We start from the raw sequence: 21,081 nt of genomic DNA, 5'->3' as shown, positions 1-21,081 counted from the left end.
TGGTGTATGTTTATTTGAGCACCACCTTGGTCCAGCGTGCCACCCACGCGGCTCCCTGGCTGGCCATCACATGCGCGGCCGGGGCTTCGAAGGCGGTGGGCTCGACGGCATGGCGCATGACCTCGGCGCGCGCGGTGCCGATTTGGGCCGGGTACATCCACATCTCGGTCTGCAGGGCTTGCTGCACTGGCCCAGAGCGCATGAAATCGACAAATTTCAGCGCTGCGGCACGCTGGCCGCCGCCCCTGACCAGGCCCACACCTTCCACCTGACGAAAGACGCCGCCCTTGAGATTCAGGCTGGCGGTGGGGGACTCGGTGATTTTTTCCTTGCTGTAAAACACCTCGGCTGCCGGGCTGGTGGCATAGCTCACCACCAGCGGATAGGCACCCTTGTTGCGGGCAAAGTCGGTGTAATAGGCTTCGCTCCAGCCCTTCACCACTTTCAGGCCGTTGGCGCGCATCTGCCCCCACCAGGCAAAGGCTGGCTCCTCACCCATGCTTGAGATGGTGGCCAGCATGAAGGCATAGCCGGTGCTGCTGGTGGCCGGGTTGGGCGTGACCAGCCAGCCCTTGTAGGCGGGCAGCGTCAGCTCCTGCAATGTAGTGGGCAAAGCCATGCCGCCCTTGGCCACCGCCGCCTTGTCGTAGTTGAGCGTGACAAAACCATAGTCCACGGCGGCCAGCGCCGTGCCCAGCTGGGCATCGGCCGCATTCGCGGCCTGGGGCAAGCTTGGCTCCAGCACACCGGCCGCCAGCGCCTTGCCGACCAGCGTGTTGTCAATGCCGAACACCGCGTCGGCCACGGGCTGGGCGCGCGTCAGAATGAGTTTGTTGAGCATCTCACCGGCATCACCACCCTTGATGATCGCCAGCTTGAGGTTGTTCTGAGCCTCGAACTGCGCCAACAGGGGCTTGGGCAGGGCAAACGAACTGTGCACCATGACGCGCAGTTCATCGGCCGCCAGGGTTTGGGTTGACACAGACAAAGCCGCCAGCGCGGTGGCGACGAGGGCAAACAGACGACGGTTCATGGCAAGGCCTTTCAATGCGCCAGCGCAAGATGCGCTGGGTGAAAAGCAAAACCGGCAGGCGGCTGAGCTCGAACCTTCACGCTCCCTACGCTGGCATGATCCAGATCAGGTGTGGGGACTGTCTCAGTCCGTCTTGCAACGGACACCCCCGGTGAGGCCGCCATTGTAATGAGGCGGAGCCAAGGCTCAGCAGGTCAGCGTCTCCACCGCTTCGATCCCCGCCTGCAATCGCGCTTCATGCAGGCCGGCCACCTCGATCTGTGGCATGTGCATGGCTTGCAGCGCATGCTGGATACGGCTGTGAACCGCGGCGCGCACCACTTCGCTGGCGCGCTGCAAGCCGTCGGGCTGCCATGGCAGGTCGGGCGACAAAACCAGCGTCAGCGCGTAGCGTGCGTGCAAGGCGTGGGCGCAGTCGAAGAGTGACGGGTCCGAGAAATAAAAGTCGCTGTAAACGGCGGTGAGCAGCGGCGGGCTGTCGCAAAACACATAAGCACAGCCTGTTTGCAGGGCCTGTGCAGCCACCTGCTCTTCCCGCTCGAACTGGGCCCGCATGATGGCGCCTTGTTCGTCCATCCTGGGCGTGCGGCCCTGCAGGTCACAAAAGTCGCGCAACTGTTCTGGCACCCACAGCCCGCCGAAATGCGCCGCCAAGGCCTGGGCCAGCGTGGTTTTGCCGGTGCACTCGGCACCAATCAGGCAGATGAGCTGCGGGCTAGGCATAAGCGTAAAGCGTCACTGCGAGGAGCGTCAGCGACGCGGCAGTCCATGGATTCAGAAATCATGGATTGCTTCACTGCGTTCGCAATGACGATGTTTTTTCACATCAAGGCATGCAAGCTCTGCAGGCCACCCAGGTAGGGCCGCAGCGCCTCGGGCACGGTGACCGAGCCGTCGGCATTCTGGTAATTCTCCAGCACCGCCACCAGGGTTCGGCCCACGGCCAGGCCGGAGCCGTTCAAGGTGTGCACCAGCTCGTTTTTGCCTTGGGCGTTCTTGAAGCGGGCCTGCAGACGGCGCGCCTGGAAGGCTTCGCAGTTGCTCACCGAGCTGATCTCACGGTAGGTGTTTTGCGCCGGCAGCCAGACTTCGAGGTCGTAGGTTTTGCTGGCGCCAAAACCCATGTCGCCGGTGCACAGGCTCATCACGCGGTAAGGCAAGCCCAGCTTTTGCAGGATGGCTTCGGCGTGGCCGGTCATGACTTCGAGCGCTTCGTAGCTTTTGTCGGGGTGCACGATCTGCACCATTTCCACCTTGTCGAACTGGTGCTGGCGGATCAGGCCGCGGGTGTCGCGCCCGGCCGAGCCCGCCTCGGACCTGAAGCATGGCGTGTGGCCGGTGAGCATGATCGGCAGGTCGCCTTCAGCCACCACCACATCACGGACAAAATTGGTCAGCGGCACCTCTGCCGTGGGAATCAGGTACAGCGCCGTGTTGTCGGGCTGTTCCTCGCCCTCCTGGCCACCTTTTTTAGCAGCGAACAGGTCGCCCTCGAACTTGGGCAGTTGGCCCGTGCCCTTGAGCGTGTCGCCGTTGACGATGTAGGGCGTGTAGCACTCGGTGTAGCCGTGCTCTTGCGTTTGCACGTCCAACATGAATTGCGCCAGCACCCGGTGCAGGCGCGCCACCTGGCCCTTCATCACGGTAAAGCGCGCGCCGGTGAGCTTGACACCCATGGCAAAGTCCAGCCCCAATGGTTCACCCACATCCACATGGTCCTTGACGGCAAAGTCGAAGCTGCGCGGCCCCTTCCCGTCAGGACTCCAACTGCGCACCACCAGGTTGCCATGCTCGTCCGAGCCCACCGGCACGCTCTCGTGCGGCAGGTTGGGCACGGCCAGCAGCAGGGTTTGCATGTCCAGCTGAATCTGGTCGAGGCGCTTGCTGGAGGCCTCCAGCTCGTCCTTGATGCCCGCCACCTGCGCCATCACGGCGTCCACCTCGGCGGCACCGGCCGGCCCCTTGGTCTTGAGCTGGCCGATTTGCTTGCTGGCGCTGTTGCGCTGGGCTTGCAGCGCCTCGGTGCGAACCTGAATGGTTTTGCGCTCGGTCTCAAGCGTGCAGAAAGCGGCCACATCCAGAAAGGCTTGCGGGTTCTTGCGGGTTTCCAGGCGGGCCACCACATGGGCCAGGTCTTTGCGCAGCAGGGTAATGTCTAGCATGATGGTGAAAATATAAAGGGTTGTGAGGTGTCACTGCGAGCGTAGCGCGGCAGTCCATGCAGTCGGAAGTCGTGGATTGCCACGCCGCTGGGCGGCTCGCAATGACGATATTTTTGCTTAATCGGCTTCATTCTGATCCAGCCGCAAGCCCTTGGGCAGCGGAAACTTGACGCTCTCGGGGTCGCCCGGCATGCGCTGCACCGACACGGCGCCCAGCGCCTTCAGGCGGTTGATCACCTGCGCCACCAGAATTTCAGGGGCTGACGCGCCGGCGGTCAGGCCCACGCGCTGGCAGCCCGCAAACCACTGCGGCTGCACATCGTCTGCGTTATCGACCATGTAGCCGGGCGTGCCCAGCTTGCGCGCCACTTCGGCCAGGCGGTTGCTGTTGGAACTGGTGGGGCTGCCCACCACCACCACCACATCCACCTGCGAGCTCATCAGCTTGACGGCGTCCTGGCGGTTTTGCGTGGCGTAGCAAATGTCTTGCTGCTTGGGTTCGCGCACGTTGGGAAAGCGCGTCTTGATGGCCGCGGCAATGGCCGCCGCGTCATCGACGCTGAGGGTGGTTTGCGTCACCACGGCCAACCTGGCTGTCTGCGCCGGCTGGATGCGCGCCACGTCCGCCACGTCTTCCACCAGGTGAATGCCGCGCTCCAGCTGGCCCATGGTGCCTTCCACCTCGGGGTGGCCCTTGTGGCCGATCATGATGAACTCATAGCCCTCTTTGGCCAGCTTGGCCACTTCCACATGCACTTTGGTCACCAGCGGGCAGGTGGCATCGAAGACACGAAAGCCGCGCGCGGTGGCATCATGTTGCACCGCCAGACTCACACCATGGGCCGAAAAAACCAGCGTGGCGCCCTTGGGCACGTCATCCAGATCCTCAATAAAAATCGCGCCCTTGGCCTTCAGGTCATTGACCACATAGGTGTTGTGCACAATTTCATGGCGCACATAAATGGGCGCGCCAAACTTGGCCAGCGCGCGCTCCACAATCTCGATGGCGCGGTCCACGCCGGCACAAAAGCCGCGCGGCTCGGCCAGCAGCACCTCCAGACCCGCTTGTTGGTTCATAGGACCCCGATCACCTGGACTTCGAACGTGACCGGATGGCCCGCCAGCGGATGGTTGAAGTCAAAGCGCACCGCCTCGCCCTGCGCGTCGCTGCGAAAGTCCACGATCACGCCGGCAAATTCACCCTGGCCGTCCGGCGTGGCGAACTTGACCACATCGCCCACCGCGTAGCTTTCATCGGCGGCACCGAGTTCGGTGAGTTCCTTGCGCGCCATCCACTGCAGCATGTCGGGGCTGCGCGGACCGAACACCTCGCCGGAGGGCAGTTCCAGGGTGGTGCGAACGCCCTCGGCCAGTCCGATCAGGCGCGCCTCCAGAGCGGGCGCGAGCTCACCGGTGCCCAGGGTGAGCGTGGCGGGCGCGGCTGCAAAGGTGTTGACCACATCGCCAGCCGGGCCGCTCAGGCGGTAGTGCAGGGTCAAAAAGGAACCGGGTTGGATCGTGGCGCTGCTGCTTGTCATGAAGTTCCTGTGGTGCAAGGGTGCGGTAATGGTGGCTGGCATAAACTGGGTCACATTGTAAAAGCCGCACCATGCCCCTCAAAGACCTGCCCCCCGATGCCCGCCCGCGTGAAAAAATGCTGGCGCGCGGCCCCGCCGCGTTGAGCGATGTGGAGCTGCTGGCGCTGCTGCTGCGCACCGGCATCAAGGGCAAGGGCGTGTTTCAACTGGCGCGGGAGCTGCTCGACATCAAGCCCGGCGCCGACGGCCAAAACGGTTTTGACGGCATTGCCGGCCTGCTCAACGCCACCGCCGAAGACCTCAAGCCGGTCAAGGGCCTGGGCCCGGCCAAGCGCTCCGAACTGCTGGCCGTGCTGGAGCTGGCCCGCCGCGCGCTGTCGCAGCGACTGCAGGAGCGCACCGTTTTTGCCACGCCGGACGCCGTCAAGCAATTTTTGCAACTGAAACTGGCAGCGCGCCAGCAGGAAGTGTTTGCGGTGCTGTTTCTCGACGTGCAAAACCGGCTGGTGTCGTATGACGAAATGTTTCTGGGCACCTTGACGCAGACCAGCGTCTATCCGCGTGAGGTAGTGCTGCTGGCGCTGAAACACCAGGCCAGCGCCGTGGTGCTGTCGCACAACCACCCGAGCGGCTCGGTGCAGCCATCAAGAGCCGACGAGATGTTGACGCAGACCCTCAAGACCACGCTGGCGCTGATCGACGTGCGCGTGCTCGACCACGTCATCGTGGCCCCGGGCGAGGCGCTGAGCATGGCAGAGCGGGGGCTGCTGTGAAGCCGGTCAAGGTCAAGACACTGGGCGACCTGAAAGTGGTCAAGCGCGCCATTGCCGAGCAGGCTCAACTGCGTACGCTGCAAGCCAGCCAGGAGGTCAAGGCGGTCAAGCAGGCCGCCAGCGACAAAGACTTGTTCACCCGGGCAGCGGGTGCTGTCAAACCGCTGGCTGACAAGCGCAAGCTGCACCACGCCCTCAAGCCAAAACTGCCGCAGGCCATGCAGTACCAGCGCGATGAAAAAGAAGTACTGAAAGAAGCCATCAGCGACGAGTTCGATGTCTCGACACTGCTCGAATGCGACGAGCACCTGAGTTTTCGCCGCCCCGGCATTGGCGTCGATGTGACGCGCAAGCTGCGCCGCGGCGACTGGAGCATCCAGCGCCAGATCGACCTGCACGGCCTGCGCCGCGACGACGCCCGCGAAGCCCTGAGCATCTTCATCCGTGAGGCGCACAAACAGGGCATCCGCTGCGTGCGCGTGGTGCACGGCAAAGGCCTGGGCTCTCCCGGCAAAGCGCCTGTTTTGAAAAGCCGCGTGCACAGTTGGCTGGTGCAAAAGAACGAGGTGCTGGCCTTTGTGCAGGCCAAACCGGCCGATGGCGGCGCCGGCGCGCTGGTGGTGCTGCTGATGGCGGCGAGGGCGTGAGTTTTAGCCAAAATTAAGCCTTAAAACGAAAAAACCCCAGAACATCTCTGTTCTGGGGTGATTCGTTTGGTGCGGCTGGCAGGAATTGAACCCACGACCCTCTGGTTCGTAGCCAGATACTCTATCCAACTGAGCTACAGCCGCTAAGCTGCATATTCTAGCAACGAAACCCGGCTCTTTTGCCCATGGCAGCGCTCAAGGTCCTGAAAAATTCGGCATTTTTTGCGCTTCCGGCTGGTTGCGCATCCAGTCTGCCGTCTGATAAAACGACTTGTTCAGCCGTTCGCGCAACTCCGGGGGCACCCCGGTTTCAACCATCGCCTGATCCATGCAGGCCAGCCACTGGTCGCGCTCGACCACGCCAATCTTGAACGGCATGTGCCGGGCCTTCAGGCGCGGGTGACCAAAACGGTCGGTGTAGTATTGCGGCCCGCCGAGCCAGCCGCACAAAAACCAGAACAGCTTTTGCCGCGCGTCGTCCAGCAGACTGCCGTGCACCACCCGCAATTCAGCGTAACCGGGCTCCAGGTCCATCAGGTCATAAAAACGCTCGACCAGTGCGTGCACTGGTTCTTCGCCACCGATCCACTCGAATGGGGTGTCGAAAGCGGGTTTTTCTGCAATGTTCATCGTCATGGTGATTTGTAGTCCTTCTTTTCCAGTCGTTGCCACTAGCGCCTGGCCGCCTTCATCGCTTCCACCAGCTTGACCGTCTCCACGCTCACGGCGGTCTCGCGCTGGCTGCCGCTCGCCTTTTTGATGATGTCGAGCTGCTTGAGGTAGTCGTTGATGAGAATTTGACTCATGGTGGCCCTGGTTATTTTGCTGTCATGCGCAGCTTGGCCAAATCATAGACCGCGCTCTTGTCTCGTCTGCCCACGGCAATCGTGAGCAACAGCAATTTGTCGTCCATGACCTGGTACACCAGCCTGAAGCCCGCGCTGCGCAGTTTGATCTTGTAGCAGTCCGGCATGGCTGTGAGTGCCGCCGCCGGCACACGCGGGTTGTCCAGACGGCGTAGCAAAACCTTGGAAAATTGCTGGCGAATGCTGCCGTCGAGCTTGTCCCACTCGGCCTTGGCCTCGGGCAAGAACTGCAGGCGGTAGCGGGTCATGCGGCAGGTGCTACGCGGCAACTTGCATCATTTGCCCGCGGCCCTGGCAGCGCGCTTTGGCACATCACGCGCAATTTTTTCAAGTTCCTCACGACTGACGTCGATGACCTTGTCCGGGTCGGCTTGCCAGGCTGCCATGCGCTCTCGCACCACAGGCAGCAACTGCAGGTCGTCCAGCACATCCATCAATGCTTCGTAACTGCGAGCGGGCACCAGGTAGGCCGAGGGTTTGTTGTGATGAAGAATTACCACGGTGTCAGCACCGGCATCGCGGATCACGGCCGACGGGTTTTTCTTGAGTTCGGTGATGCCTATCGAGGTTTCCGCGAGTACAGCGTCCATGTCGGTGTTCCTGTGCGTGGTGTGATGTGAGCCTGATGTTAACAAAAGACCACTTAAATGGTCTGATCACTGCGCCGCATTGCGCAGCGTCTGCACCACCGGGCGACTCAAGACCTCGCGCAGGCCCCACCAGCCGGCGGCCAGCGCCAGCACGGCACCGGCCAGCGCGCCCAGCAGCGGCACCCACCATGACACCACCCAGTCGAATTCGAACACGTAGCGCGCCAGCGCCCAGCCCACCGCGCTGGCGACGATGGAGGCCAGAAAGCCCGCCAGCAGGCCGACACCGGCCAGCTCGATGCGCTGCACCTGGCGCAGCAGGCTGGCGCGCGCACCGACGGCGCGCATGATGGCGAATTCGCGGGCGCGCTCCTCACGCGTGGCGCTCACAGCGGCAAACAGCACCACCAGACCGGCAGCCAGGGTGAAGGCAAACAGGAATTCGACCGCGCCGATCACCTGGTCGAGCACGCGCTGCACCTGGGCGATGGTGGCGGTCATGTCAACGCTAGTGATGTTGGGAAACTGGCGCACCAGCGCGGCATCGAAGCCCCTGGTGTCGGGCGCCTTGAAGGCGCTCATGTAAGTGGCAGGCACACCTTCGAGCGTGTCCACCGGGTACATGACAAAGAAGTTGGCACGCATCGAAGCCCAATCGACCTTGCGCAGCGAGGTGATTTTTGACACGGTTTGCTGGCCGCCCACGTCAAAGCTCAGGCTGTCACCGAGCTTGAGGCCCAGCGTTTTGGCAATGCCCTCCTCCACGCTGATGGCGCCCGCCTCATTGGCCTGCCAGCGCCCGGCCACCACCACGTTCTGGTTGGGCTGGGTGGCGCTGTGCGAGAGGTTGAACTCGCGGTCCACCAGGCGCCGGGCGCGATCATCCGGGTAATCCTCGGGGCTCACGTTGCGCCCGTTGATGGCCACCAGACGGCCGCGGATCATGGGGAACCAGTCGAACTGCGCCACACCCGCGCTTTTGAGCGCCTGCGTGAAGTCAGGACCCTGCTCGGGCATGACGTTGATGACAAAGCGATTCGGCGCGCCGGGTGGCGAGGCCGCGCGCCAGCTGCTGATCAGGTCGGTGCGCAACAGCACCAGCAACACCAGCGCGAGCAGACCCACGGCCAGGCTGCTCACCTGCACCACGGCAAAGGCCGGGCGCGCCGCAATTTGCCGCGTGGCGAGCACCACGGCCGTGGGCGCGGTGGCGTCGTTGACGCTCACGCGCAGCAGCTTGACTGCCAGCCAGCTCAAGACCGCGAACAGCAGCGTGGCCCCGGCAAAACCGCCCACGGCAATCAATCCTAATTTAAGGTCGCTGCTGGCGGCCAGCAGCAAGGCGGCAAAACCCGCCACACCCACGCCCAGTACCATGAGGGACGCCGGTTTGAGCCCGCCGACGTCGCGACGGATCACGCGCAGCGGCGGCACCTGGGCCAACTGCAACACCGGCGGCAGGCCAAAAGCCAGCAGCAGCGTCAGCCCCATGCCCATGCCGAACAGCACCGGCCAGATGCCGGCCGCAGGCAAGGCTGAATCCACCAAGCCGGCGAGCAGCGCGACAAAACCGTAATGCACCGTAAAACCCAGCAGCACGCCCAAGGCGCTGGCGAGCAGGCCGATCAGCACAAACTCAAAGGTGTAAGCGGCGGCAATGGTGCGCTGGCGCAAGCCCAGCACGCGCAGCATGGCGCAGTCGTCCAGGTGGCTGCTGGCAAAACTGCGCGCCGCCAGGGCGACTGCCACGGCACTCAGCAACGCCGCCAGCAGCGCCACCAGGTTCAGGAATTTTTCAGCGCGGGTGAGCGTGGTGCTGAGCTCGGGGCGGCCGCCTTCGAGCGCCTCCACCCGGGCACCCCGCACGGCGTGCGACTCGACCTGCGCTTGCGCCCAATCGACAAAACTTTTCACCGCGCGCGCCTCGCCCGCCACCGCGAGCCGGTAACGCAAGCGGCTGGCCGGCTGGATCAAGCCGGTGGCTTGGACATCGGCCTGGTTGATCATCACGCGGGGCGAGAAATTCATGAAGCCCGCGCCCCGGTCGGGCTCGTTGACGATGATGCGAGTCACCTTGAAGGTGCTGTCACCCAGCAGCAGATCGCCCCCAACCGGAACAACCAGCGCATCGAGCAACGCGGCATCGACCCAGGCCTGGCCGGGCTGTGGAATGTCGCTGGTCAGGGTGCCGTTCGAGTCTGGCTGCTCGCTCACACGCAAGCGCCCGCGCAAGGGATAGCCCTCAGTCACCACTTTCAGCGTCACCAGCTTGATGGCGCCACCCGCGGTGTCCGGCGCTCGCGCCATGGTGGGAAAGCTCATGTGCTGGGTCTGCTGCAAGCCCAGGGCGCCTGCTTTTTGCAGGAACACCTCAGGCATCGGGTTGTCGCCCACCACCACCGCGTCGCCGCCCATCAACTGGCGCGCATCGCGCTGCAAACCACCCTTGAGCCGGTCGGCGAAAAAGCCCACCGCAGTCAGCGCCGCCACCGCCAGCGTCACGGCCACCATCAGCAAGCGCAGTTCACCGGCGCGCAAATCACGCGTGAGCGAGCGCCAGCCCAATTCGACAAAAGAGATTTTCATGGCGCAACGATAGCGCACTCAGGGAAAAGCCGGGGCCAGGCGGGTTCAGCAACCCGACACGGCGGGCGTGTTTGGACACCTCAGATCAATAAAACTTTGTCACTGCGAGCGAAGCGCGGCAGTCCAGGCAGTTTTGAATTCATGGATTGCTTCACTTCGTTCGCAATGACGGAATTTGTTCACGAAAAGCGGAGCGCGATGACGAATCCAGATCGGCATTCAGCGCCGCAACACGCGCTCCTGCCAGTTCGGGCTGCAACTGCAGCCGATGGGCCGCGCTGTAGCACAGGAAGCGCTTGTTGGTGGCGCGGCCGATGGTGCACAGGCCCAACCGCTGGGCCACGTCCAGCCCCATTTGCGTGATGCCGCTGCGCGACACCACGATCGGCACACCCATTTGCGCCGACTTGATGACCATCTCGCTGGTGAGTCGTCCCGTGGTGTAGAACACCTTGTCAGCGCCCGACATTTTTTGTTCCGGATTCATCCACATCCAGCCGGCAATGGTGTCGATGGCGTTGTGGCGGCCCACGTCTTCGACGAACACCAGCATTTCCGGCCCGCGAAACAGCGCGCAGCCATGCACCGAACCGGACGATTTGTAGGTGGTTTCCTGCAGCCGGATGGCGTTGACAATGCCGTACAAGTCGGCTTGCGAGAGCGTGGCTGCGGGCAAGGTGATGCTCGCCACCTCGGCCATCAAGTCGCCAAATATGCTGCCTTGACCACAGCCGGTGGTGACCACGCGGCGGGCGGTGCGCGCCTCGATGTCCGAGATGCCCTGGCGGGTTTTGACGGCGGCGGCGCCAACGTCCCAATCGACCGTGATGGACTCGACCTCGGCCACGCTGGCCACCAGCCGCTGGTTGCGCAAAAAGCCCAGCACCAGCAATTCGGGGTGCGCGCCCAGCGTCATAAGCGTGACCAATTCACGTTTGTCCACGTAAACCGTGAGCGCACGTTCGGCCGGGATGGACACGGTGTCGGACGCACCAAACTCGTTGACGACCGATACCTCGCGCGTCAGCGGCGCGCGGGCCTGGGTGAGTCGGGGCAGCAAGCTCAGGATTTTTTGGCTGGTTCAGCCACTTTGGGCGCAGCGGGTGCGGCAGCAGCGGCGGGAGCGGCACCCGCCGGTGGATAGACAAACGGGCCGGGGTCAGCACAAGAACTGGCTGGTGCTGCAGCGGCTGCCCCCTTGACGGGCGCTTTGGCCTCTTTGGCGACAGGCACTTTTTTGTAGTGAGCAACCACTTTGTCTTGCGCCTTGCACAGCTTGAAGCCATCCACTTTGCCCGTCCACGCGGTTTTGGCCGCCGCTTCAGCCGCCTTGGCCTTGGCTTCATCTGAAGGCGCGGGCAGCTTGGCAAAAGCCACAGAACTCATCAGCGCCAGCGCAAAGGCGGCACTCAGGGTTTTCATCATCTTGTTCATGGGAATGTCTCCAACGGTGTCACACTTGAACCGGATTGCCCGCCGGGGCCGCTGCTGCGCCCACAGCTGCACGCTGCGCCGGAATCTTGCCGGCCTTGATGTCATCGTACCAAAGCTCATGATGCGCCTTGGCCCAACCTTCATCGACGTAACCGGTGCGCATGCCCTCATAGGCGTCCTTGGTGCCCAGCGTGCCCATGTAAATGTGGCCCAGAAACATGCAGATCATGGCAACGTTGGACACGGCGTGCAGCATCAGGCCGATTTGCATGTTGCTGCGGCTGTAATCAAACACGGGCAGCAAGTGGTTCAGGAACAGGCCGGTCAGCACCGCGACCAGTCCCAAACCAAACACGCCGCCCCAATAGGTGACCTTTTCACCGCCATTGAAGCGGCCGGACTTGACCTCTTTGCCCTCGATCAGCCCGCCGCCTTTGAGGAACCATTCAAGGTCGCCCTTGGCTGGCAGGTTGTCGCGCATGAAGGTGATGATGACCACAGCCAAGGAGACCGCGAACAGCGGGCCGGCAAAGTTGTGCGCGTTCTTGAGCGCATACGCCAACCAGCCGAACAGGGTGGTGCCCATAATTGGCAACAGGAAAAACTTGCCAAAGGCCATCACCACGCCAGACACGGCCAGGATGACGAAAGCAATCGCATTGGCCCAGTGGGCAGCGCGCTCGAACGGCGTAAAGCGCTCGACCTTGCGCCCGGTGTATTCCTCGTGCGCCACCATCGGGCCGATGCGCCAGTGAAACAGGCCAATCGCCACCAGCACGATCAGCACCAGTGAGCCGCCATAGGGAATGATCCAGTTGTTGCGCACCTGGCGCCAGGCCTCGCCGGCATTGGTCAGGCGCGAACCCGGGTATTGCACAAAAGGCTGGATCAGCACGCCGGCCTCGGGTGCCTGGGATTTGGGCAGGCTGCTGTAGCCCGCCACGCCCGACCCCACCTGGCGCCACATGGGCGCGTTGTTGCCGGGTTGCACGCGCGCGCGCTCGCCGTTGGTCTGGTTGGCATAACCCGGCTCCTGGCTGGCATCGGGCTTGACATCGGCGATGTTCTGGCTCTGGATGCCAGACATTTCCGCAGCGGGTGCCGCCACGGCTGCAGGTGCAGGTGCGGCGGCAGGTGTGTTTTGGGCCACGGCGCTGCCCCAACACAGGGCCAGCGCGGCGACAACTGAAAAGGCTTTGATCATGGTGGCCTCCAGCTCAGTTCATGCGGGTGTAGTCGTTTTGACCGTACTGGTTGCGCGCTTTCAGCTGCGACTCCCAACTGGCTTTGTCACCCGGTTTCCAGCCTGGATTGGCAAACGCCTTGCCGGTGCCGGCGTAAGCCGGTGCATCGTGCTTGTTGGTCTCGAGGGCCTGGGGTTTGTCGCCGCAAGCCGCTAAACCGGCCACCAATGCTGCAGCAAAAATAATGGCTTTCATGATTTCGCTCCTTCAGGGGCGGCCACGCCGGGTTGGCCAGCCTGTTTGGACCCGTAGGCGGTGCCCCAGCCCCACACTTCGGCACCCTTGCCACGGCGCAACACGCGGTTGCGGAAGATGTCGGCCACCACGTCGCCATCACCGGCCATCAGGGCCTTGGTGGAGCACATTTCGGCGCAGGCGGGCAATTTGCCCTCGGCCAGGCGGTTGCGGCCATATTTCTCGAACTCGGCCTGGCTGCCGTTGGCCTCCGGGCCACCGGCGCAGAAGGTGCACTTGTCCATCTTGCCGCGCACACCAAACGTGCCTTGCGATGGAAACTGCGGCGCGCCAAACGGGCAGGCATAAGAACAGTAACCACAGCCGATGCACACGTCCTTGTCGTGCAGCACCACGCCCTCGTCGGTACGGTAAAAGCAGTTGACCGGGCACACCGCCATGCAGGGCGCGTCCGAGCAATGCATGCAGGCCACCGAGATGGATTTTTCACCGGGCACCCCGTCGTTCAAGGTGACGACGCGGCGGCGGTTCACACCCCAGGGCACTTCGTGCTCGTTCTTGCAGGCGGTGACGCAACCGTTGCATTCGATACAGCGCTCTGCATCGCAAACAAATTTCATACGGGCCATGTTTTTCTCCTAATCAGTTGAGGACAGAGCAAATTTGCTGCACAAATCTTGGTCTGTCCCGCAAGGTTTCACGCTCTCTCGATGTTGCAGACGGTGGTCTTGGTTTCCTGCATCATGGTCACGCTGTCATACCCGTAGGTGGTCGCGGTGTTGATGGCCTCGCCGCGCACCACAGGGGCCGCACCGGCCGGGTAATAGGCCAGCATGTCAGCGCCCTGCCAGCGACCAGAAAAATGGAACGGCATGAACACCGTGTCGGGCCCGACGCGCTCGGTGACCAGCGCCTGCACGTTGAGGCGCGCCCCGGTGGGGGTAGACACCCAGGCGCGCTCGCCGTTGCGAATGCCTTTGTCCGCCGCCACCTTGGGGTTGATCTCGATGAACATCTCCTGCTGCAATTCGGCCAGCCAGGGGTTGGAGCGGGTTTCCTCGCCGCCGCCCTCGTACTCGGTCAAGCGGCCCGAGGTCATGATGAACGGGAATTTCTCGTGCACCTTGTCCGCGACATTTTTGTCTTGCACCGTTTTGTACAGTGTGGGCAAGCGCCAGAAAGCTTTCTTGTCGTCGTGCGTGGGGTACTTGGCCACCAAGTCGGGGCGAATGCCATACAGCGGTTCGCGATGCTTGGGAATGGCATCGGGAAAATTCCACACCACGGCGCGTGCCTTGGCGTTGCCGAACACATGGCAGCCATGCACCTTGAGCACCACACGCTGGATGCCGCCGGAGAGGTCGGTCTTCCAGTTTTTGCCCTCGGCGGCTTTTTGCTCGGCCTCGGTCAGATCGCTCCACCAGCCGAGCTTTTTGAGCAGCACATGGTCGAACTCCGGGTAACCGGTGGTGATGTCCGCGCCCAGCGAATGCGAACCATCTTCGGCCAGCAAATTCACACCGTCTTTTTCAACGCCGAAGTTGGCGCGGAAGTTGCCGCCGCCATCCATGACGTGTTTGGAGGTGTCGTACAGGTTGGGCGAGCCGGGGTGCTTGAGCTCCGGGGTGCCGTAGCAGGGCCAGGGCAAGCCAAAGTAGTCGCCGGTCATGTCATAACCTGTCACCTTGTCCTTGACCGTGCCCTTGCAGCGCAGCGTTTTGACGTCGAACGCGCTCATGTTGCGCATGTGCGCTTTGAGGCGATCCGGGCTTTGGCCGGTGTAGCCGATGGTCCAGGTGGCGGTGTTGATTTCGCTCAAGATGCTCTCGGGCGTGGGTTCGTCCATGCCGTTCACTTTTTGCATCTTGTAGTTGACCGAGAGCTCTTTGCCAAAGCCCAGCTTGTCGGCAAATTGCTGCATGATCATGTGGTCTGAGCGAGACTCCCACAGAGGCTCGATCACTTTTTCACGCCATTGCAAGGAGCGGTTGGACGCTGTCACCGAACCACTGGTTTCAAACTGCGTGCAAGCGGGTAGCAGATACACCGCGCGGTTCGGATTCAAATCTTCAGGCTTGCCCGGCATGGCGGCCATGGCGGCGGTGGCGCTCGGGTATGGGTCCACCACCACCAGCAAATCGAGCTTGTCCATGGCGCGCTTCATCTCCAGCCCGCGCGTTTGCGAGTTGGGCGCATGACCCCAGTAGAAAACGCCGCGCAGGTTGCTGTCCTGGTCGATCAGCTCGTTCTTTTCCAGCACACCGTCGATCCAGCGCGACACGGTGATGCCGGGTTTGGTCATCATGGCGGGCGAAGCGAACTGTTTTTTGATCCACTCGTAGTCCACGCCCCACACTTTGGCGTAATGCTTCCAGGAGCCTTCGACGATACCGTAGTAACCGGGCAATGAATCGGGGTTGGGGCCGACGTCGGTGGCACCCTGCACGTTGTCGTGGCCGCGGAAGATGTTGGTGCCGCCGCCGCTCTTGCCCACGTTGCCCAACGCCAGCTGCAGAATACACGAGGCACGCACCATGGCGTTGCCGATGCTGTGCTGCGTTTGCCCCATGCACCACACCAGCGTGCTGGGGCGGTTGTCGGCCATCATCTTGGCCACCTTGAAGACTTGCTCTTCCTTGACACCACACACTTCTTCCACCTTGTCCGGGGTCCAGTTGGCCATCACATCGGCCTTGACCTTGTCCATGCCATAAACGCGGTCGTTGATGTACTGCTTGTCTTCCCAACCGTTTTTGAACACATGGTGCAACACGCCAAACAAAAAGGCGATGTCGGAGCCCGAGCGGATGCGCACGTATTCGTCAGCCTTGGCTGCCGTGCGGGTGAAACGCGGGTCCACCACGATCATCTTGGTGCCGGTTTCCTTGGCGTGCAACATGTGCAACAGGCTCACCGGGTGCGCCTCGGCCGCGTTGGAGCCGATGTACAACGCGCACTTGCTGTTTTGCATGTCGTTGTACGAATTGGTCATGGCGCCATAACCCCAGGTGTTGGCCACGCCGGCCACCGTGGTGCTGTGGCAAATGCGCGCCTGGTGGTCGCAGTTGTTGGTGCCCCAGAAGCTGACAAACTTGCGCATCAGGTACGACTGCTCGTTGTTGTGTTTGCTGGACCCCACAAAGTACACGCTGTCGGGGCCGCTGGCTTTTTTCAGCTCCAGCATTTTGGCGCTGATCTCGTTCAAGGCAACGTCCCAGCTGATGCGCTGGTACTTGCCGTCCACCAGCTTCATGGGATAACGCAGGCGGAACTCGCCATGGCCGTGCTCGCGCAAGGCCGCCCCTTTGGCGCAGTGCGCACCGAGGTTGATGGGCGAATCGAACACCGGCTCCTGCCGCACCCAAACCCCGTTTTCCACCACCGCATCGACCGCACAGCCCACCGAGCAATGGGTGCAGACCGTGCGTTTGACCTCGATCTTGCCTTCGCCCACCGCCACCTTGCCGGTGGCGGCACCGGCTTTTTTCACCAGCGTGAGCTGCGACGCGGCCAGCCCGACCCCCACGCCCAGACCCGAGCGGCGCAAGAAGGCGCGTCGGTCCATGGTGGGCAGGGCCTGGCTCAGGCCACGACGCAAGCTGTGAACAAACGTTGTGCGCGCTGCACCAGGGGCACCGGATTTCTTGGTTAACAACATGGGAGTCTCCGAAAAAACTTGATTTTTTGTGGGTCAGACCACTCACGAAGCGACGTGCTCTGACCCCAACTGATCAGACGCGTGCCGTCTGGTAATAGTGCTTGACGTGCTCGCTCAAGGCGTACCCACCGCCCTTTGCGGGCTTGGCGCGTGGCAGTGGCGCAGCCGCCTCGGGCAGCGCCTTGACAGACGGCAAAACACTGACGGCAGCGGCCAGTGCGCCCGCCATGCCTGCGCCGGCAAATAGGGTGCGTCGTGATACTTTGGAAGGGGATGAAGGCATAAAAAGACTCCTCAGGTGAAAAGCTTATGAACTCAGGAACATAGCTTTGATGCGTCCGAATCTAACAACATGCAGGCGCTTGTTCAATGGGGTATTTCCCTATGCTGTCACCAGCACGACAACTGGGTGACGACGCTCGAACGTGACGCATGCTGATCAGTCCAGCATGTCAAAGCCCTGCGCTTCCACACTGGCAAAGGCACGGGTCAATTCGGCCAACGCGGCATAAAAACGCGCCTTGGGGTGCTGGGCAATGGCGTCGCACAGTGGCACGGCCCAGGGTTGCAGGTGCCCGGCAAAAAAGCCTCGCTGACGCGCCAGGTTGACCACTGCCACATCGTCGCCGGCAATCAGGTAGCGCATCACCTCGCACAGGTAGGCGATGTGGTCCTCGGTGTCGGACATGGCGTCATCACGCGTCAAACCCAGGCTGGCGAGTTCGGTGCGCAGCCGTGCCAGTGGCTTTTCGTTGAGGAACCCGCTCAGGTAGTGCGAGCCATAGAGATAGACCTCGGGCTTGCCGACACCGCCGAACAGGGCGTTGTATTCATCGGCAATGACGTCATCAGGCAGATCACGCGCCACGCCCACCAACGCACGCCAGGGCTCTTCCAGAAAGCCACCGGCAGCCGGGGCCTCGGTGGCAGCAGCCCGCAGCTTGGTCAGCAGTTCCGGCGCAGGCGGCGCGTAGTAAAGCTGGGCCAGCAGGCCATACAGCTCGGCACGGGCGGTTTCTTCGTCGAGCGCGCTGCTCATGGCAGTTTCGGGCAAAGGCATCATGATTTGATATCCGTGATTTTGATTTCGTTGTCGGCCGAGTAGATGTCGATGACGCGGCAGTCGCCGCACATTTTCAGGCGTTCCAGCGCCGCGCCCTGGAACATGCTGTGGCCTGCGAGCTTGGCCAGCATGCCCTCGATGGCCTTGAGCGTGCCAAAGGGTTTGCCGCAGCGCACGCAAGCATAGGGCTGCATCTCGTTGAGCACCGCGAAGTTATTGCGCTGCGCTGCCAGATTGAGCTGCGGCATCAGGGACAGGGCTTTTTCCGGGCAGGTGGTCACACACAGCCCGCACTGCACGCAATTTTTCTCAATGAAACGCAATTGCGGCGCCTGCGCGTTATCGGCCAGCGCACCCGCCGGGCAGGCATTGACGCAGCTCAGGCACAGCGTGCAGGTGTCCTTGTTGATGGCCAGGCCGCCCAGCGGTGAGCCGCTGACGGGCAAGGCAATGGGCACCTGGCTGGGCTTGGGTGCGTGGCTGATCAGGTGGTCCAGCGCCAGTTCCAGCGTGGCGCGTTTGTCCGCTTGCACCGCAAAGCCGGCATGGCGCGCCGGGGCCTGCGCAGCGGGCACCTGCAGGTCGCGGTCGAGCGCGGCCAGGTCGCGCGCGTCGCGCACCTGCAGCAGCCTGAAATGTTCACCGGAATAGCCCAGGCCCGTCAGAATGTCTTGCGCGACAGTCATCTGCTCGCGCAGCGCCACCGCGTACTGCGGCGCTTCCTCGTCGGTCAACAGCACCCAGACGTTCGTCGCACCGTAAGCGATGGCGGTGAGCCACAACTCCAGTCCGGTCGAGGACGTGTGCCACAGCGCCAGCGGCAGCACCCGCGCTGGCACACCATGGGTGCCGTCCTTCTGACCCTTTTCAAGTTGCGCGGCACGGCCGAGGTCACCCAGCAGGCGCGCTCCAGCGCCCTGACTGTGCAGCAGCAGTGCGGCGTCCTTGCCACCGCTGCGCTGGTAGGTCGCCAGCAGCGTTTTAAGCCTGACGCCCTGGTCGCTGGCGCGCGGGTAGGCAAAACCCATGGCACCGGTCGGGCACACCGTGCTGCAGGTGCCGCAGCCCACGCACAGGTTGGGATTCACCTTGATTTGCTGACGCTTGAAATCGCTGCTGATGGCGCTGGCCGAGCACACGTCGATACAGGCCGTGCAGCCCAGCTTGTCGTTGCGGCTGTGCGCGCAGAGCTTTTGCCTGTAGTTGAAGAACTTGGGTTTTTCAAACTCGCCCACCAACTCGCGCCAGGCCAGCAGCGCTTTCATGTCGCGGCCATCCCAGTGCAGGTAGCCTTGCGGCTTGGCGTGCTGGCTGAACGCGGGGGCTGCGCGCAGGTCGAGCACCAGATCAAAGGTATCGGTGTGGCTTTGCGGCGTGCGGTTGAAGTCGATGGCACCGGCCACCTTGCACACCTTGACACAGGCGCGGTTGGCGTCGCAGGCTTTCAGGTCAATCTGGTAGTCCAGCCCGATGGCGTCTGCGGGGCAGGCGGCCAGGCAGGCGTTGCAGCGCGTGCACAGGTCCAGATCGATCGGGTTGTTTTGCAGCCAGACCAGCTCGAACGCGCCAAGCCAGCCGGTCAGCGTTTGCAGTTGGCCACCGAGCACCGGGTAACGCCGATCCTGCGCCGCACCCAGGTTGCCCGCACCCTGGGTAAACAAGGTCACATCGAGCGCGTCGCCCAGCAACTCGGCCACTTGCTCTGCGGCGCCGAGTTCACCCACGATGAGGGCACGCCCGGCGCTCTTGTAGGTGACCATGGCGACCGGGTCGGGCTCGGGCAAATGCGCAGCCGCCAGCAGGGCGGCCATCTTGGGGCTGGCTTGTGCCCCGTCGCGGCTCCAGCCGCCGGTTTCGCGGATGTTGACAAACCTGATCGGGATGCTCAGATTAGCCTGATCGGCCAGTTCGTTGAAGAGCCGGCTTTCCTGGGTGCAGGCCACCACCAGTTCCTCACCCGCACCGGCAGCCTTTAAAAACTCATCGGTCTGGCGGCGGCACAGGCTCGAATGCAGGCTTAGCGACTCGCTCAGGCTCGCGCTCAGTGCCCGCGGGTCGAGCGGCATGGTCTGGTTGCAGTCGCAAATCAGTGTAGTCATGGTCTGGGTCTTGGGTTGAATTCAGGGATGGCTCTTGCTGCGGGCTGACAGCAGGCGCCGCCAGCTTGGCCTGCGCTTGCCCTGCTGGCGTTTCTTCTTCGTCGAACAGCTTGAGAAACTTGGCGCTCGCCATCTGGCGCAGCATGGCAGCAGGCATGGGGCTTGGCACGCTGTAGTCGTCGATGTAGATATCCAGCCCGTCCATCACGTTGTAATGCGGGTCGGTAAAAAGCTTTTTCATGGCAGCGTTGCGCACCTCGGGGGCCACATCGCGCGCCACGAACGGGGCGAAGCTGCTGTCGGCGTCGAGCGCCTGCACATCGGCCAGCGTGGGGGCTGGTGCAGGCTGCGTTGTCGACACGGCTTGCTTCGGTTCCGTTGAAGGTCTTGATGCGTCCGGCACCGGACCGGTCGCGGGTTCAGCGGGCACCATCGGCTTGTCGAGCGCAGGCTCTTCCACCACCCTGCCCTCACGCAGCGCCTGCTTGCGCTGCGACCAGCGGACCAAAAAGCCGTCAGCCATGTCCACCGCCCTGGCCGTTGCCAAAGGTTTTATCCGTGCTGATGGAGGCCGGGTTGCCAAAGCGGTCGGTGAGCGACTTGAAGCTCTCGGGCCGCTTGCGCCGCTTGGGCTCCACCACGTAATGTTCGTCAACGAAGGTCTGCAACCACGCCACCACCGGCGCCGGAGCCGGCACCTGCTCCACTGTTTCCTGCGCGTCGAGCCAGCGCCCCGCGTCGTAGTAGCTCAGGCTCACCACCAGTGGTCGCGCAAGCGGTTCGCCCGCCACACTGGGTTCGTCTTCCATGCGCCACAAGACAAACCAGCTCGGCACGTCGGTGCTGGCGTTGAGGTAATAGCCTTCGCCGTCGTCCTTGAACAATTCCACCTTAAGGCCGCCATGCAGCCAGCGCTGTTCAGTCTCGCTTTGGTAGAGCAGGCGCGGCACGGTGCCAAAACCTTCTTCGTGCAGCACCACATCGGCCAGTTGCCAGCGCCAGGGCTGCCAGCGCGCCGCCACACCGGTGTTGGCCAGGCGCTGCATGATCACGGCGACTTCGATGAATGGGCGTGAGATAGTCATAAGATACAGAACTGTAACGGATTCAAATAGCCCCTGAGAGCGTTGGGCGCGTGGCAAGCTGCGGCACCACGGGCTGCCCCTTGTTCAACGACACCCTGAAAGCTCCCG

Annotated in this window: 23 protein-coding genes, 1 tRNA gene and 1 riboswitch; of the genes, 2 read left to right on the top strand and 22 right to left on the bottom strand. The window is 62.8% G+C overall.

Translation table 11 applies throughout. From position 1 onward, the window contains the following. Nucleotides 1-10 precede the first annotated feature (10 nt). From PHF15_RS04710 to PHF15_RS04690, 5 genes are all read right to left on the bottom strand, one after another. Nucleotides 11-1,033: a thiamine ABC transporter substrate-binding protein gene (locus PHF15_RS04710; protein WP_300119342.1), complete on the bottom strand. Its 1,023-nt coding sequence runs from the start codon at nucleotides 1,031-1,033 to the stop codon at nucleotides 11-13. A gap of 64 nt (nucleotides 1,034-1,097) precedes the next feature. After that, nucleotides 1,098-1,193: riboswitch (TPP riboswitch) on the bottom strand. A 26-nt stretch (nucleotides 1,194-1,219) separates the two neighbouring features. Beyond that, on the bottom strand, nucleotides 1,220-1,756 hold the full coding sequence (locus PHF15_RS04705; protein WP_300119340.1) for an ATP-binding protein: 537 nt from the start codon (nucleotides 1,754-1,756) through the stop codon (nucleotides 1,220-1,222). A 98-nt stretch (nucleotides 1,757-1,854) separates the two neighbouring features. Then, the gene (serS, locus tag PHF15_RS04700; protein ID WP_300119338.1) at nucleotides 1,855-3,195 is read right to left on the bottom strand and encodes a serine--tRNA ligase; all 1,341 of its coding nucleotides are present in this window, start codon (nucleotides 3,193-3,195) and stop codon (nucleotides 1,855-1,857) included. Between the two features lie 117 nt (nucleotides 3,196-3,312). Then, nucleotides 3,313-4,272, bottom strand: coding sequence for a 4-hydroxy-3-methylbut-2-enyl diphosphate reductase (gene ispH / locus PHF15_RS04695; protein ID WP_300119336.1), 960 nt, complete (start codon nucleotides 4,270-4,272; stop codon nucleotides 3,313-3,315). Then, nucleotides 4,269-4,733, bottom strand: a complete 465-nt coding sequence (locus PHF15_RS04690) for an FKBP-type peptidyl-prolyl cis-trans isomerase (RefSeq protein ID WP_300119335.1) — start codon at nucleotides 4,731-4,733, stop codon at nucleotides 4,269-4,271. Before PHF15_RS04690 ends, ispH begins: the two co-directional genes overlap by 4 nt. Nucleotides 4,734-4,804: 71 nt before the next feature. On the opposite strand from PHF15_RS04690, the gene radC reads away from it, so the two are divergent. Both radC and PHF15_RS04680 read left to right on the top strand, forming a co-directional pair. Then, nucleotides 4,805-5,506, top strand: coding sequence for a DNA repair protein RadC (gene radC / locus PHF15_RS04685; protein ID WP_300119334.1), 702 nt, complete (start codon nucleotides 4,805-4,807; stop codon nucleotides 5,504-5,506). Further along, entirely contained in the window at nucleotides 5,503-6,153 is a 651-nt protein-coding gene (locus tag PHF15_RS04680; protein ID WP_300119333.1) for a Smr/MutS family protein, read from the top strand. Before radC ends, PHF15_RS04680 begins: the two co-directional genes overlap by 4 nt. 67 nt (nucleotides 6,154-6,220) lie before the next feature. Here PHF15_RS04680 and PHF15_RS04675 read toward each other — a convergent pair. The 17 genes from PHF15_RS04675 to PHF15_RS04595 form a co-directional block, all read right to left on the bottom strand. After that, nucleotides 6,221-6,297 (bottom strand) — tRNA-Arg (locus PHF15_RS04675). A gap of 51 nt (nucleotides 6,298-6,348) precedes the next feature. Continuing rightward, complete coding sequence (locus PHF15_RS04670; protein ID WP_300119479.1) at nucleotides 6,349-6,783, bottom strand: group II truncated hemoglobin; 435 nt, start codon at nucleotides 6,781-6,783, stop codon at nucleotides 6,349-6,351. A 41-nt stretch (nucleotides 6,784-6,824) separates the two neighbouring features. Then, the gene (locus PHF15_RS04665) at nucleotides 6,825-6,959 is read right to left on the bottom strand and encodes a hypothetical protein (RefSeq protein ID WP_300119331.1); all 135 of its coding nucleotides are present in this window, start codon (nucleotides 6,957-6,959) and stop codon (nucleotides 6,825-6,827) included. Between the two features lie 11 nt (nucleotides 6,960-6,970). Further along, entirely contained in the window at nucleotides 6,971-7,267 is a 297-nt protein-coding gene (locus tag PHF15_RS04660; protein ID WP_300119330.1) for a type II toxin-antitoxin system RelE/ParE family toxin, read from the bottom strand. A 27-nt stretch (nucleotides 7,268-7,294) separates the two neighbouring features. Beyond that, the gene (locus PHF15_RS04655; protein ID WP_300119329.1) at nucleotides 7,295-7,609 is read right to left on the bottom strand and encodes a type II toxin-antitoxin system Phd/YefM family antitoxin; all 315 of its coding nucleotides are present in this window, start codon (nucleotides 7,607-7,609) and stop codon (nucleotides 7,295-7,297) included. A 66-nt stretch (nucleotides 7,610-7,675) separates the two neighbouring features. Then, nucleotides 7,676-10,195 carry an FtsX-like permease family protein gene (locus tag PHF15_RS04650; RefSeq protein WP_300119327.1) on the bottom strand — a complete coding sequence of 840 codons (2,520 nt, stop codon included), beginning with the start codon at nucleotides 10,193-10,195 and terminating at the stop codon, nucleotides 7,676-7,678. 151 nt (nucleotides 10,196-10,346) lie between these two features. Beyond that, nucleotides 10,347-11,255 (bottom strand): formate dehydrogenase accessory sulfurtransferase FdhD, encoded by a 909-nt coding sequence (locus PHF15_RS04645; protein ID WP_300119325.1) that lies wholly within the window; start codon nucleotides 11,253-11,255, stop codon nucleotides 10,347-10,349. Nucleotides 11,256-11,257: 2 nt separating this feature from the next. Beyond that, nucleotides 11,258-11,629, bottom strand: a complete 372-nt coding sequence (locus tag PHF15_RS04640) for a hypothetical protein (RefSeq protein ID WP_300119324.1) — start codon at nucleotides 11,627-11,629, stop codon at nucleotides 11,258-11,260. Nucleotides 11,630-11,648: 19 nt separating this feature from the next. Further along, a complete protein-coding gene (locus PHF15_RS04635; protein ID WP_300119322.1) occupies nucleotides 11,649-12,833 on the bottom strand; it encodes a formate dehydrogenase subunit gamma in 1,185 nt (394 codons plus the stop codon). Nucleotides 12,834-12,846: 13 nt separating this feature from the next. After that, nucleotides 12,847-13,068 carry a hypothetical protein gene (locus PHF15_RS04630; RefSeq protein WP_300119321.1) on the bottom strand — a complete coding sequence of 74 codons (222 nt, stop codon included), beginning with the start codon at nucleotides 13,066-13,068 and terminating at the stop codon, nucleotides 12,847-12,849. Next, on the bottom strand, nucleotides 13,065-13,697 hold the full coding sequence (gene fdh3B / locus PHF15_RS04625) for a formate dehydrogenase FDH3 subunit beta (RefSeq protein ID WP_300119320.1): 633 nt from the start codon (nucleotides 13,695-13,697) through the stop codon (nucleotides 13,065-13,067). Before fdh3B ends, PHF15_RS04630 begins: the two co-directional genes overlap by 4 nt. A gap of 68 nt (nucleotides 13,698-13,765) precedes the next feature. Then, nucleotides 13,766-16,726 carry a formate dehydrogenase subunit alpha gene (locus PHF15_RS04620; RefSeq protein WP_300119318.1) on the bottom strand — a complete coding sequence of 987 codons (2,961 nt, stop codon included), beginning with the start codon at nucleotides 16,724-16,726 and terminating at the stop codon, nucleotides 13,766-13,768. 73 nt (nucleotides 16,727-16,799) lie between these two features. Beyond that, nucleotides 16,800-17,009 carry a formate dehydrogenase gene (locus PHF15_RS04615; protein ID WP_300119316.1) on the bottom strand — a complete coding sequence of 70 codons (210 nt, stop codon included), beginning with the start codon at nucleotides 17,007-17,009 and terminating at the stop codon, nucleotides 16,800-16,802. A 156-nt stretch (nucleotides 17,010-17,165) separates the two neighbouring features. Then, entirely contained in the window at nucleotides 17,166-17,789 is a 624-nt protein-coding gene (locus PHF15_RS04610; protein WP_300119314.1) for a molecular chaperone TorD family protein, read from the bottom strand. Next, nucleotides 17,786-19,888 carry a 4Fe-4S binding protein gene (locus PHF15_RS04605; protein WP_300119312.1) on the bottom strand — a complete coding sequence of 701 codons (2,103 nt, stop codon included), beginning with the start codon at nucleotides 19,886-19,888 and terminating at the stop codon, nucleotides 17,786-17,788. The genes PHF15_RS04610 and PHF15_RS04605 overlap by 4 nt, the downstream gene beginning before the upstream one ends. Further along, the gene (locus PHF15_RS04600; protein ID WP_366520577.1) at nucleotides 19,770-20,435 is read right to left on the bottom strand and encodes a DUF3306 domain-containing protein; all 666 of its coding nucleotides are present in this window, start codon (nucleotides 20,433-20,435) and stop codon (nucleotides 19,770-19,772) included. The genes PHF15_RS04605 and PHF15_RS04600 overlap by 119 nt, the downstream gene beginning before the upstream one ends. Next, a complete protein-coding gene (locus PHF15_RS04595; protein ID WP_300119310.1) occupies nucleotides 20,404-20,973 on the bottom strand; it encodes a DUF3305 domain-containing protein in 570 nt (189 codons plus the stop codon). Before PHF15_RS04595 ends, PHF15_RS04600 begins: the two co-directional genes overlap by 32 nt. Nucleotides 20,974-21,081: the final 108 nt, after the last annotated feature.

The organism is Rhodoferax sp., assembly GCF_028689295.1.
Taxonomy (GTDB): Bacteria; Pseudomonadota; Gammaproteobacteria; order Burkholderiales; family Burkholderiaceae_C; genus Rhodoferax.
The sequence above is the reverse complement of the archived record's forward strand: the minus strand, read 5'-3'. Positions and strand labels throughout refer to the sequence as shown.